Raw genomic sequence first — 12,176 nt, forward strand, 5'->3', positions numbered from 1 at the left:
AGCCTGATCTGACAGGCACAGATCGGGCTCAGTCCAGCTCAGCGCGCACGTAGGCGACGATGGCGTTCGCGTGCCCGTGGCCGAGCCCGTGCTCCTCCTTGAGCCAGGCGACGACCTCGCCATGCCTCCTGCCGTCGAGGTGATCGACGACGAGATCGAGCCACTCCTGGATCGGCCGACCGGTGTTCTTCTCGATGCTCGGGAAGTACGACGCCGGCCCTTTCGGCTTCTGCCCCGCGGCGATGACGGGTGCGGTCACACGATGCGCGCTCATGGCCCCACCCTACGCAGGCACGGCGCCGCGCGGCAGGTTTGCCGTGGTCAGGCGTCGATCGTCTCGCGCGAGAGCCGGTCGGACGAGTCTACGATGAACTCCCGTCGGGGAGCGACCTCGTTGCCCATCAGCAGCTCGAACACGCGGCCTGCGGCCTCGGCGTCCTCCATGCGCACGCGCCGCAGCAGGCGGCCGGACCGGTCCATCGTGGTCGTCGCCAGCTGGTCGGCGTCCATCTCACCCAGGCCCTTGTAGCGCTGCACCGGCTCGTGCCAGCGCTTGTTCGCCTTGCGGAGTTTGGCCAGCAGCGCGTGCAGCTCCTGCTCGGAGTACGTGTACATGGTCTCGTTGGGCTTGGAGCCCGGGTTGATCACGATCACCCGGTGCAGCGGCGGCACGGCGGCGAACACACGCCCGTCCTCGATGAGGGGGCGCATGTAGCGGAAGAACAGCGTCAGCAGCAGGGTGCGGATATGGGCGCCGTCGACATCGGCGTCGCTCATCAGGATGACCTTGCCGTAGCGCGCAGCGGACAGATCGAACGAACGCCCAGAACCGGCCCCGATCACCTGGATGATCGACGCGCACTCCGTGTTGGAGAGCATGTCGCCGACGGAGGCCTTCTGCACGTTGAGGATCTTTCCCCGGATCGGCAGCAGCGCCTGGAACTCGCTGTTGCGCGCGTTCTTCGCGGTGCCGAGCGCGGAGTCGCCCTCGACGATGAACAGCTCGGACTGCGCGACGTCATTCGTCCGGCAGTCCACCAGCTTGGCGGGCAGCGAGGAGGATTCCAGCGCGTTCTTCCGACGCTGGGTCTCCTTGTGGGCGCGGGCCGAGACCCTGGCCTTCATCTCCGCGACGATCTTGTCGAGCAGCTGGGAAGCCTGGTTCTTGTCATCCCGCTTGGTCGAGGAGAACCGTGCGGCCAGCGCGGTGCGCACCACCTTCGCGACGATCTGTCGCACGGCCGGCGTGCCGAGCACCTCCTTGGTCTGGCCCTCGAACTGCGGCTCCGGCACGGTGACGTTGATCACGGCCGTGAGCCCGGCGAGCACGTCGTCCTTCTCGAGCTTGTCGTTGCCGACCTTGAGGCGCCGCGCGTTCTGCTCGACCTGCGCCCGCAGCACCTTGAGCAGCTCCTGCTCGAAGCCCTGCTGGTGGGTGCCGCCCTTCGGCGTGGCGATGATGTTCACGAAGGAGCGGATGACCGTGTCGTACCCGGTGCCCCAGCGCAGAGCGATATCGACCTCGCACGTCCGCTCCAGCTCGGTCGCGACCATCGCGCCGTTCGGCTGCAGGACGGGAACCGTCTCGGTGAACGTGCCGCTCCCCTGCAGCCGCCAGGTGTCTGTGACCGGAGCATCGGTCGCCAGGAACTCCGCGAACGCGCTGAGCCCGCCCTCGTAGTGGTAGGAGACCTCGATGGGCTCCTCGCCGCGCTCATCGCGCACGACGATCTCCAGGCCGGGAACGAGGAACGCTGTCTGGCGGGCGCGGGTCTCCAGATCGGCGAGCTGGAAGGCCGCATCCTTGGTGAAGATCTGTCGGTCGGCCCAGTACCGCACGCGCGTCCCCGTGACGCCGCGGGCCGCTTTGCCGACCACGCGCAGCTCACTGCCGTCCTCGAAGGGGGCGAACGCCGTATCGGGCCGCGGATCGCCGGAATCGGTGAAGACACCCGGCTCTCCGCGGTGGAACGACATCGCCCAGGTCTTGCCGCCCCGATCGACCTGGACGTCCAGGCGCTCGGACAGAGCGTTCACGACCGAGGCGCCCACGCCGTGCAGGCCACCGGATGCCGCGTAGGATCCACCGCCGAACTTGCCGCCGGCGTGGAGCTTCGTGAACACGACCTCCACACCGGTCAGGCCAGTGCGAGGCTCGACGTCGACCGGGATCCCCCGGCCCTCGTCGCGTACCTCGACGCTGCCGTCGGGATAGAGGACGATCTCGATACGCGAGCCGTTCCCGGCGACGGCCTCGTCGACGGAGTTGTCGATGATCTCCCACAGGCAGTGCATCAGGCCGGGAGAGCCGTTCGAGCCGATGTACATGCCGGGGCGTTTGCGAACCGCCTCCAGTCCTTCGAGGACCTGGAGGTGATGGGCGGAGTACTCGGTGCTCACAACCGTCCATGCTAGGACGCAGGCGCGCTGCCGGGCCGGAGGACACCGGCGATGCGCGGGAATCGGCTGCACGCTGTACGCGTTGAGCGAAACCGGCCGCAATCCGGGCATACACCACCCATCCGCATGGTTGTATTGATCAACGTCAGCGACCGCACCGCGACAGAGGGAGGCACCACATGAACGCGACGACCGAGACCCCGACCACCGCCGTTGCCCACCGTCTCACCGCCCTCGACCGCTGCGATTCGTGCGGCGCGCAGGCCTACATCGCCGCCGAGGTCAACGGCAGCGAGCTGCTGTTCTGCGCCCACCACGGCCGCAAGTACGAGGAGAAGCTCCGCGCGGTGGCCGCCAGCTGGCACGACGAGACTTCTCGCCTGCTTCAGGACTGAGAGGGAGGGCACCAGCCCTCCCCGCGCGTGATCGCCCGGTGTCCGAGTGACACCGGGCGATCATGCTTCTTCTGCGGCCCTCTTCGCGCCGATCGCGGCTCAGGCGTCCACGCGGAGCACGTGCGGCGTGAGCCGGCAGAGGATCTCCTCACCGACGGTGCCGATCGCCTCGGCGAGAGTGGTCGGTGTCGCCTCGCCGCACCGGCCGCGCCCGAAGAGCACGACCTCGTCGCCGATCGCCGCGCCCGGCCAGGCCGTGACGCGCGCGGTATCCTCCGCGACGGCCACCAGGTCGCGCGGACCGGCAGGGGTACCGACACGCACACGTCCGGCGAGACTGCTCGGCAGTCCGTCGAACGATCCGATGCCGATCACCGCTTCACCATCGGTGACCCCCAGCACCGGGGCGACGAGCTCGGCGGCGGGCTCGATGCCGGCGAGGTCCGGACCGTCAGCGGAACGGATCCCGTAGCAGAACGCGCCGACCCGGACGAGCGTGCCGCGCAGCTCCGGTCGCGCCCATGTCGCCGCGGACGCCGTCAGATGCCGGTGCGGAAGCATCGCCCCCTGCTCGACGGCACGTTGCACAGCGCGCTGGAACCGCTCGTGCGCATCGTCGTCGTCTGCGTCACTGGCCTCACTGAGGTGGCTCCATGCGCCGACCAGCCGCAGCCGGCCCTCTCGCTCCGCCTCCAGCGCGGTGGCGACCGCCGCGTCCCACTCCGCCTCGGTGAGTCCGTTGCGATGCAGCCCGGTGTCGATCTTGAGGTGGATGCGCGCCCGGACGCCGAGCTCGGCAGCCACGCAGATCACGCGGTCGAGGTAGTCCACGGTTCCGACACCGAGATCGATGTCGGCCAGCAGTGCCGCGCGTATTTCTGCATCGTCGGAGGTGACCCAGGCGAACAGCCGCGGCGTCGTCCCCACGGCGGCACGGAGGCGCACCCCGGTGGGGATGTCGTAGCAGCCGATCCAGCCCACACCCGAGGCCACGGCAGCCTGCGCGGCCCGGAGGGCGCCGAGACCATACGCGTCGTCTTTCACGACGATCATCAGCTCCGCCGGGGCCACCCGTGCCATCACGGCGGCGATGTTCGCCCGCAGCACCGCCCCGTCGACACGCAGCACCGGCCTGCTCACGCCTCCCATGCTCGCTCCGTTCGCTGTCCGGCGACGGCCACCAGCTCACCAGCCGTCAGCCCGGTCGCACGCACCCAGTCGGCCAGCGCACCGGCAAGCGGTCCGCGCCCTCCGAAGTACGTCGCCGCTGCGCCATCGGCGACGTCATGGTCGCCAATGTCCGCCACGCAGACGTCCATCGCGATCCTTCCGACGATCGGGTGCACGATCCCGCCGATCTCGACCGCCGCCCGGCTGCCGAGGGCGCGCACGACGCCCTGCGCATAGCCGCCGGTGACCAGGGCCAGCCGCGAGTCCTTCTCTGCCCGGTGCAGATAGCCGTAGGAGACGCCGCCCCCCGCGGCGATGGGCTTGATCGACAGCACCCGGCCGACCACCCGCATCACGGGCTGGCCGGGGAGCTCGCCGGCAGCATCCGGCAGCCCATAGAGCAGCCGCGGATCGAGGTCGGGCTGCTCATCGCACGTCGCCGCGATGCCATGCCCGTGCAGCGCCGACACCTCATCCGGACCGTCCACGCGCACCGACAGGGCGCCGGCCTCGGTCACCGCCCGTGCCACGTCGAGGAGACCGTGCCCCCAGGCGTCGCGGCGCAGATCGGCGATGCCACGCCCGCCTGCCGCGACCGACCTGGCTGCACCGGACGCAAGCGCCGTTCGGGAGATCAGCGAGCGCAGGGTCACGCTCCCGGTCTGCTGTTCCACCATGACAGCCTACTCGCGGTTCTGCCGGCGCACCTCGGAGCCGCGGGCGTTCCGGGGGTCTCGGAGGAGGCCCTGCCTAGAATAGAGCGGTCCCTCATCCTCGACCCGGAGAACGCATGCCCTCCAACGGCCTCGGCCTCACATCCCGTCTCAGCTACCTGGCCGAGCGCGCCCGTCGCATCAACGTCGGCTCGGTGATCGAGCGGGCCAAGGAAGCCTCTGCGCAGCATGGCAAGGCGCTCCCCCTCGTCGTGGTGGACATGCTGTGGTCGGCAGGCCGGCACAACGTCGGCTTCCAGGACTACATCGACTTCGACTTCGCGATCCTGTCGAAGGCGGAGCGAGACACCTACATGACGCACCCGATCTCCAACCAGATCTCGGAGCGGTACGCGCATCCCGACTACCGTCATCTGTTCCACGACAAGATCGAGTTCGATCGGCGCTTCAGCGACTTCCTCCGCCGCGAGTGGATGGTCGTCGAACAGGGCAACGCCGCAGAGCTGCGCGACTTCGTCGAGCGCCACGGCACGGTCATCGTCAAGACGCCCATGGGACAGGCCGGTTCCGGCGTGTTCCGGTATCACGCGGCGGACATCGCCGACTGGGAGGGATTCCACCGCGACCTGCTCGCACAGGGCCGCCTGCTGGTGGAAGAGGTGATCGCCCAGCACCCCGACCTCGCAGCCGTCTGCCCCGGCACGGTCAACACCACGCGCGTGACGGCGTTCTTCGATGGCGAGAAGACGCACATCCTCGCGATGGCGCAGAAGTTCGGGCGTGGCGAGGTGAGCGACCAGATGTCCTTCGGCGGCTTCTACACGATGCTCGACGAGCACGGTCACGCAATCAGCGCCGGATACGACTCCCACGGACACGTGCATGAGCTGCACCCGGATTCTGGCTTCCGGATCGCCGATTTCCAGTTGCCGCTCATGGACGAGGTCACGGCGTTCATCGACCAGGTCGCGCGGGTGGTTCCCGAGGTGCAGTACGTCGGCTGGGACATCGTGGTCGGACCGGACGGCCCGGTGCTCGTCGAGGGCAACTGGGGTGCGGGTGTCTATGAGAACAAGCCCAGCGTCTCCGGCATCCGCACCGGGCACAAGCCGCGCTATCGCGCCGCGATCGGGTTCTGACCCGGAACGTCTTCGCGCCGGCCCCATGACGGGACCGGCGCGAAGACGTTCCGCGGGAGGACGACGTGCTCTCAGGCCGGGCGGATGATGCCCATCGGCGTCGACTCCGCGCCCTGACCGAGCGGGTTGTCCTTCAGGATCGACACCAGCCGGCGCTCGGCCGCGCGATCCAGGGTGGAGCCCAGGATATTGCCGCCCAGGTCGTTGATGTCGACCACGGCGACATCGCAGACGCCTCCGATGAGGTCGTGCACGTGACGGGCGACCTCCCGAGGGCGGTCCGGACCGAGCACCACGGCCCGATCATAGGGCGGCATGGTGCCCGCCGTCGGTCCATCGATCGCGCGTGCCTTGTCTCCGGCGATCCGGTAGAAGTCGCCCTTGCGTCCGAAGGCCTTCGTCACGGCCGCGACAGCAGCGGCGAACAGGATCCGCGGGGTGCCGCATTCCCGCAGCGCCATCTCCATGGTCTCCGGCATCCCGAGGCCGATGCCGTGCGGGGTCCGGGTAACATACCGGGAGAGGAAGACCGCAAGGCGGCGCGGCTGGATCTCATCGAGCATGAAGGAGCGGCCCTGGGTGATCCCGACGATCTTCTCCGTGATGAAGAGGATGTCACCGGAGCGCACCTGATCCAGCGCGTACTCACGGACGATCTCGTCGAGCACATCGCCGGGCATGACGACGCGCGTCCGGATCGGGAGCCGCGCGTAGCGGCCCCCGTCGACCGTGATCTCGAGACTCTTGCCGTCGTTCGGCCGGCCGGAACCGCTCACTCGAGGTAATCCCGCAGCGACTGGGAGCGGCTGGGGTGTCGCAGCTTCGCCATGGTCTTCGACTCGATCTGACGGATCCGCTCACGCGTGACGCCGAAGGTGTCGCCGATCTGGTCGAGGGTCTTGGGCTGTCCGTCGCCGAGACCGAAACGCATCCGGATCACACCGGCCTCGCGCTCCGACAGCGAGTCGAGCAGCTGCTCGAGCTGACGCTGCAGCATCGTGAAGCCGACCGCGTCGGCGGGCACGACGGCCTCGGTGTCCTCGATGAGGTCTCCGAACTCGCTGTCGCCGTCCTCGCCGAGGGGGGTGTGCAGCGAGATGGGCTCACGCCCGTACTTCTGCACCTCGACGACCTTCTCCGGGGTCATGTCCAGCTCGCGGCTGAGCTCCTCCGGCGTGGGCTCACGGCCCAGGTCCTGCAGCATCTGCCGCTGCACGCGGGCGAGCTTGTTGATGACCTCGACCATGTGCACGGGGATACGGATCGTCCGCGCCTGGTCGGCCATGGCACGGGTGATTGCCTGTCGGATCCACCACGTCGCGTAGGTCGAGAACTTGAAGCCCTTGGTGTAGTCGAACTTCTCGACCGCACGGATCAGGCCCAGGTTCCCCTCCTGGATGAGGTCGAGGAACTGCATGCCACGACCGGTGTAGCGCTTGGCGAGGGAGACGACCAGACGCAGGTTGGCGCCCAGGAGGTGGCTCTTCGCGCGCTGACCGTCACGGGCGACCCACTGCAGATCGAGACCGAGCTGGCTGGATTTCTCCGCCTCGCTCATGTTCGAGAGCTTCTCCTCGGCGAACAGGCCGGCCTCGATGCGCATCGCGAGCTCGACCTCTTCGGCCGCGTTCAGCAGCGCGACCTTTCCGATCTGCTTGAGGTAGTCCTTGACCGGGTCGGCCGTGGCGCCGGTGATCTGCGTCGAGTAGACGGGGATGTCGTCCTCGTCGTTGGAGGTGATGACGATCGCGCCGGTCGGCAGCGGCTCGGAGAACGCCGGCTTGGGCTTCTCCTCGTCGTCTTCTGCGTCGTCGGCCTTGTCGTCTTCTGGCGCGTCCTCGGTGACGTCCGCGACGGCCTCGTCGTCGAGAGCCTCCTCGTCATCCTCCGGCTCATCGCCTCCGGCCTTCGCGCGTCCGCGCGCGGGGGCCTTCTTCTTGGCGGCGGGCTTGGTCGCAGCGCTGGAACGCGCGGTCTTCTTCTCCGCAGGAGCGCCGTCGTCGGCGGCGTCCGCGGTGTTCTTGGCGGCGGTCTTGCGGGCGGTCGCGGGCTTCGCCGCAGCCGTCTTGCTGGTTCCCGTCGTCGATGCGGCGGCCTTGGCGGCCGGCTTCTTCGTCGTCTTCGCGGGCGCGGCGGCCTCCTCAGCCTCCGCTTCGGTGGCCTTCACGGTCGTGGCAGCAGTCACGTTTCACCTTTCCCCCGGACGCCTGAGACGCCCCGAGCCGGTTCGGGCACTAGTAAGACCCTTGTCAAGTCCCGTCGGTAAGGACGGCTCTTGACAATGGGTCGGTATATCAGTATCGCACACGAGAGCCGGGTGGGGTGGCATCTGCGTCGATCATGCCAGAGAAAACCCGCAGAATGCGGGCCGGAACACCGTCGGGAGCCCGCTCAGGGCTGACCTGGGCGCTCGTCGTCCTGCCCGCCACGTGAGGCCAGATAGCGCTCCAGCTCCGCGGCCAGCTCGTCCGCACTCGGGAGACTGCCCTCAGTGAGGCCAGACGAGAAGGAGGGGTTGTCCTCGCCACCCTCCAGGCCTGCGACGTAGGCGTCATATCTCGTCTCGAGCATCTGCAGCATCTGCGCGAGCTCATCGTTCGCCTGCACCTGTTCGTCGACGCGCGCCAGGAACTCGGCCTCCTGCTCGCGCACATCGTCCGTGGTCAGCACGAGGCCGGTCGCAGCCATCACCCGATCCGCGGCGACCAGCACCGCACCGGGGTTCTCGGTCTCGGCAAGATAATGCGGCACCAGGAGGACGAAGCTCACCACCGGGCGCCCTTCCTCCGCGAAGCGGTACTCGATGAGATGGCCGGCCGTGGCGGGGATCTGGCTGCGCGGCGTCCACACCGAGTACGCGGCCGCGAGATCCTTCCGGTTGCCGCTCACCGTCGTGCCGATCGGACGGGTGTGGGGCACCGGCATCGCGATCGCATGCGTCCAGGTCAGTCCGGACACCTGGAACTCCTCGGCGAGGTCGAGAACGGCCTGAACGAAGGCGTTCCAGGCGAAGTCCGGCTCGTACCCGCTGAGCAGAAGGAACGGCTGGCCGAGTGCGTCGGTCGCGAGCGACAGCTCCAGACGTCCAGGGCGCAGCTCGCTCAGGTGGTCCTGATCGAACGTGGCGACCGGACGACGGGCGCGGTAGTCCAGCAGGCGGTCGTTGTCGAAGATCACGACCGGGCTCTGCTCGACGCTCTCCTCCAGGTGCGTCATCAGGCCCGCGACGGCGGATCCGGCGTCCGTGAAGCCGGTCAGCAGCATCACCAGGGGCAGCCCCGGCGGAACGTCGGGGGCGTTCGCCACGCGTTCGTACAGCTCGGCAGAGGAGGACATGCATCCATGCTACGAGCCGGGTGGGGAAGGCGGCCCCCCTTCCTGCGCGCTCTCAGCGAACACGCCGCCCAGGCCGCCCGCGGCTCGGTGCGCCGACACAGCGCGACACCGGCACTCGGCGCTGCGCCCCGGGGCGTCCCTAGGATGGATGGCATGACGACGCCCGTGCTCTCCCTCTCGCCAGAACCACTCGCCGAGACCACCGCGGACGCCGCGGTGCTGATCCTGCCCGAGCTCGAGTCGATCGGCGACGCCCTTCCTGCCGAGCTGACGGACGCGCTCACCGGCATCGGGTTCACCGGCGCGGCCGGCTCCTATGCACGCGTGTACGCCCCGTCGATCTCCCCCGTCCCGCTCGCCGTGGCGGGGGCCGGGAAGAACGCCGACGCCGCGAGCGTCCGTGCGGCGGCCGGCGTTGCGCTGCGCACCCTCACCGGTTTCGAGACGGTCGCGGTCGGCCTCGCCGATCCTCTTGCCGCGCATGCGGCGGCCGCGGCGAGTGGCGCCCTCCTCGGCGGATATCGATTCGACTCCTACCGGCGGACCCCCGGTGCCGCGCGCGCGACCTCCGTCGTGCTGCACGCGGAACTCGACGATGACGCCGCCCGACGCATCCAGACCGAGGCGGACGCCGTCGCGCTGGTCAAGGACCTCGTCACCATCCCCGCCGACCGCCTCGGTCCCGCAGAGCTCGCCGACCGGGCCGCGGACGCGGTGTCCGGCCTCGCCGATGTCACCGTCGAGGTCTATGACGAGAAGCGCCTCGCCGACGAGGGATTCGGCGGCATCCTGGGCGTCGGAGCGGGATCGGACCGCCCACCCCGGCTGGTCCGCGTCGACTACGCTCCCGCAGACGCCGTCCGCCACATCGCACTGGTGGGCAAGGGCATCACCTTCGACACCGGCGGCCTCTCGCTCAAGCCGCCGGCAAGCATGGTCGGGATGAAGTACGACATGGCGGGCGCCGCCACCGTGCTCGCCGCCGTGCGGGCCATCGCAGAGGAGCGCCTGCCGGTGCGCGTCACGGCGTGGCTCTGCATCGCGGACAACATGCCGTCCGGGCGGGCGGTCCGCCCCGGTGACGTGCTGACCCTGCTCGACGGAACGACGGTCGAGGTGCTCAACACCGACGCAGAGGGGCGGCTCGTCCTCGGCGACGGCCTCGCCGCCGCCAGCCGCGAGAATCCGGACCTCATCGTCGATGTCGCCACCCTCACCGGGGCGATCATCGTCGCCCTCGGCCATCGCCACACCGGAGTGATGGGCGAGGCGGAGGCCGTCGACGAACTCCTCGATGCGGCGGCCGCGACCGGCGAGCTCGCCTGGGCGCTGCCGCTTCCCGAGCACATGGAGGACGAGCTCGACTCCCCCATCGCCGACGTGCTGAACGCGAAGATCGGCGACCCCTCAGGCGGGGCGATGTTCGCCGGCCTGTTCCTGCGTCGCCTGGTCGGGCGCGTCGGAGACGACGAAGACGGCCCGCGCATCCCGTGGGTGCACCTCGATATCGCCGGAAGCGGCTCCACCACGAGCGCCCACGGCTTCACCGACAAGGGCCCCACCGCCAGCATGGTGCGCACCCTGATCACGCTGGCCGAGCGCAGCGCGATCGCCGAGAAGAGCCTCTGATGACGGCACATGAGGCCGACGTCGTCATCCTCGGCGCCGGAAGCGGCGGATACTCGGCCGCCATCCGCGCCGCGGAGCTGGGCAAGTCGGTCGTCCTGATCGAGAAGGACCGTGTCGGCGGCACCTGTCTGCACCGCGGCTGCATCCCCACCAAGGCGCTGCTGCACACCGCCGAGGTCGCCGAGACCGTGCGCACCGCCGCAACGGCCGGCGTGAACGCCACTCTCGACCGGGTCGACGGAGCGTCGGCCCGCACGTGGCGCGATGGCATCGTCGCCAAGAAGTTCGCGGGGCTCCAGGGGTTGATCGCCAAGCGCGGCATCACGGTCGTCCCCGGGGCAGGACGCATCGACGGCGCCCGGACGGTGCGCGTCGGCGACGACACCTACACCGGCACCGACCTCATCCTCGCGACCGGCTCGTACAGCCGCACCCTGCCGGGCCTGGAGATCGGCGGGCGCGTCCTCACCAGCGAGCAGGCCCTCGCTCTCGACGAGGTCCCCGCGCGCGTCGCGATCCTCGGCGGCGGCGTCATCGGCGTGGAGTTCGCCAGCGCCTGGCATTCGATGGGCGCAGAGGTCACGATCATCGAGGCGCTGGACCATCTCGTACCCAACGAGGACATCGCGCTCAGCAAGGGACTCGAGCGGGCCTTCCGCCGCCGCGGTATCCGTTCCTCGCTCGGCGTGCGGTTCCGCTCCGTCGCCCAGGACGCCGACGGCGTGACGGTGACCCTCGAGGACGGCACGGAGATCGCGGCGGACTATCTCCTCGTAGCGGTCGGCCGTGGCCCTGCCACCGATGAGCTCGGTCTGGACGAGGCAGGGATCTCTCGCGAACGCGGCTTCGTCGCGGTCGACGACCTCCTCCGCACGAGCGTGCCGCACGTATGGGCGGTCGGAGACATCACACCAGGGCTCCAGCTCGCCCACCGCGGCTTCCTCCAGGGGATCGCCGTGGCGGAGCGGATCGCGGGGCTCTCCCCCGCCCCCGTGCCGGACGCCCAGGTGCCCCGCATCACGTACTCCACCCCGGAAGTCGCGTCCGTCGGCGTGACGGAGGCCGCCGCGATCGCCGCCCACGGTGCGGAGGCCGTGCGCGCCTACGAGTACAACCTCGCAGGAAACGCCAAGAGCGAGATCATCGGCACCGGCGGCAGCGTCAAGGTGGTCCGCCTGATCGACGGCCCCGTGATCGGCGTCCATCTGATCGGCGACCGCGTCGGCGAGCTCATCACGGAGGGGCAGCTCGCTGTCGCCTGGGAGGCGCTTCCCGAGGATCTCGCGCCGCTGATCCATGCCCATCCCACGCAGAGCGAGGCGCTCGGCGAGGCTTTCCTGGCCCTCGCCGGAAAACCCCTGCACGCCCTGTGACCAGGAGCCGGACATTCTCACTAAGCTAGATCCGCCCCTACTTCTCAAAAAGGAGACTCG

At 69.4% G+C, this 12,176-nt stretch carries 11 protein-coding genes; 4 read left to right on the plus strand and 7 right to left on the minus strand.

Features of this window, described 5'->3' with window-relative positions; genetic code table 11:
* Positions 1 to 28 precede the first annotated feature (28 nt).
* Both AC3RXY_RS05565 and AC3RXY_RS05570 read right to left on the minus strand, forming a co-directional pair.
* Positions 29 to 274 carry a DUF4287 domain-containing protein gene (locus tag AC3RXY_RS05565; RefSeq protein WP_491509907.1) on the minus strand — a complete coding sequence of 82 codons (246 nt, stop codon included), beginning with the start codon at positions 272 to 274 and terminating at the stop codon, positions 29 to 31.
* Positions 275 to 321: 47 nt separating this feature from the next.
* Positions 322 to 2,400 carry a DNA gyrase/topoisomerase IV subunit B gene (locus AC3RXY_RS05570; RefSeq protein WP_491509908.1) on the minus strand — a complete coding sequence of 693 codons (2,079 nt, stop codon included), beginning with the start codon at positions 2,398 to 2,400 and terminating at the stop codon, positions 322 to 324.
* A 179-nt stretch (positions 2,401 to 2,579) separates the two neighbouring features.
* Between AC3RXY_RS05570 and AC3RXY_RS05575 the strand changes: the two genes are divergently transcribed.
* On the plus strand, positions 2,580 to 2,795 hold the full coding sequence (locus tag AC3RXY_RS05575; RefSeq protein ID WP_491509909.1) for a DUF7455 domain-containing protein: 216 nt from the start codon (positions 2,580 to 2,582) through the stop codon (positions 2,793 to 2,795).
* 99 nt (positions 2,796 to 2,894) lie between these two features.
* On the opposite strand, the gene AC3RXY_RS05580 is transcribed toward AC3RXY_RS05575, so the two are convergent.
* Positions 2,895 to 3,944 carry an alanine racemase gene (locus AC3RXY_RS05580; protein ID WP_491509910.1) on the minus strand — a complete coding sequence of 350 codons (1,050 nt, stop codon included), beginning with the start codon at positions 3,942 to 3,944 and terminating at the stop codon, positions 2,895 to 2,897.
* The gene (locus AC3RXY_RS05585; RefSeq protein ID WP_491509911.1) at positions 3,932 to 4,639 is read right to left on the minus strand and encodes an alanine racemase; all 708 of its coding nucleotides are present in this window, start codon (positions 4,637 to 4,639) and stop codon (positions 3,932 to 3,934) included. Before AC3RXY_RS05585 ends, AC3RXY_RS05580 begins: the two co-directional genes overlap by 13 nt.
* Positions 4,640 to 4,755: 116 nt before the next feature.
* On the opposite strand from AC3RXY_RS05585, the gene AC3RXY_RS05590 reads away from it, so the two are divergent.
* Positions 4,756 to 5,778, plus strand: coding sequence for a sugar-transfer associated ATP-grasp domain-containing protein (locus AC3RXY_RS05590; protein WP_491509912.1), 1,023 nt, complete (start codon positions 4,756 to 4,758; stop codon positions 5,776 to 5,778).
* Positions 5,779 to 5,849: 71 nt separating this feature from the next.
* Here the strand turns inward: AC3RXY_RS05590 and AC3RXY_RS05595 are convergent, their stop codons facing one another.
* From AC3RXY_RS05595 to AC3RXY_RS05605, 3 genes are all read right to left on the minus strand, one after another.
* The gene (locus tag AC3RXY_RS05595) at positions 5,850 to 6,554 is read right to left on the minus strand and encodes a coenzyme F420-0:L-glutamate ligase (protein ID WP_491509913.1); all 705 of its coding nucleotides are present in this window, start codon (positions 6,552 to 6,554) and stop codon (positions 5,850 to 5,852) included.
* Positions 6,551 to 7,963, minus strand: a complete 1,413-nt coding sequence (locus AC3RXY_RS05600) for an RNA polymerase sigma factor (RefSeq protein WP_491509914.1) — start codon at positions 7,961 to 7,963, stop codon at positions 6,551 to 6,553. Before AC3RXY_RS05600 ends, AC3RXY_RS05595 begins: the two co-directional genes overlap by 4 nt.
* Positions 7,964 to 8,169: 206 nt before the next feature.
* Positions 8,170 to 9,114: a proteasome assembly chaperone family protein gene (locus AC3RXY_RS05605; protein WP_491509915.1), complete on the minus strand. Its 945-nt coding sequence runs from the start codon at positions 9,112 to 9,114 to the stop codon at positions 8,170 to 8,172.
* 153 nt (positions 9,115 to 9,267) lie between these two features.
* Between AC3RXY_RS05605 and AC3RXY_RS05610 the strand changes: the two genes are divergently transcribed.
* Both AC3RXY_RS05610 and lpdA read left to right on the plus strand, forming a co-directional pair.
* Positions 9,268 to 10,743: a leucyl aminopeptidase gene (locus AC3RXY_RS05610; protein ID WP_491509916.1), complete on the plus strand. Its 1,476-nt coding sequence runs from the start codon at positions 9,268 to 9,270 to the stop codon at positions 10,741 to 10,743.
* Positions 10,743 to 12,116 carry a dihydrolipoyl dehydrogenase gene (lpdA, locus tag AC3RXY_RS05615; protein ID WP_491509917.1) on the plus strand — a complete coding sequence of 458 codons (1,374 nt, stop codon included), beginning with the start codon at positions 10,743 to 10,745 and terminating at the stop codon, positions 12,114 to 12,116. The genes AC3RXY_RS05610 and lpdA overlap by 1 nt, the downstream gene beginning before the upstream one ends.
* Positions 12,117 to 12,176: the final 60 nt, after the last annotated feature.

The organism is Microbacterium longlingense, from assembly GCF_058349825.2.

Bases quoted from the DNA above. Each gene is read 5' to 3' on its own strand.
- AC3RXY_RS05575 (WP_491509909.1), top strand. From the start codon at position 2,580: ATGAACGCGACGACCGAGACCCCGACCACCGCCGTTGCCCACCGTCTC.
- AC3RXY_RS05605 (WP_491509915.1), bottom strand. From the start codon at position 9,114: ATGTCCTCCTCTGCCGAGCTGTACGAACGCGTGGCGAACGCCCCCGAC.
- AC3RXY_RS05590 (WP_491509912.1), top strand. From the start codon at position 4,756: ATGCCCTCCAACGGCCTCGGCCTCACATCCCGTCTCAGCTACCTGGCC.
- AC3RXY_RS05565 (WP_491509907.1), bottom strand. From the start codon at position 274: ATGAGCGCGCATCGTGTGACCGCACCCGTCATCGCCGCGGGGCAGAAG.
- AC3RXY_RS05610 (WP_491509916.1), top strand. From the start codon at position 9,268: ATGACGACGCCCGTGCTCTCCCTCTCGCCAGAACCACTCGCCGAGACC.
- AC3RXY_RS05580 (WP_491509910.1), bottom strand. From the start codon at position 3,944: ATGGGAGGCGTGAGCAGGCCGGTGCTGCGTGTCGACGGGGCGGTGCTG.
- lpdA (WP_491509917.1), top strand. From the start codon at position 10,743: ATGACGGCACATGAGGCCGACGTCGTCATCCTCGGCGCCGGAAGCGGC.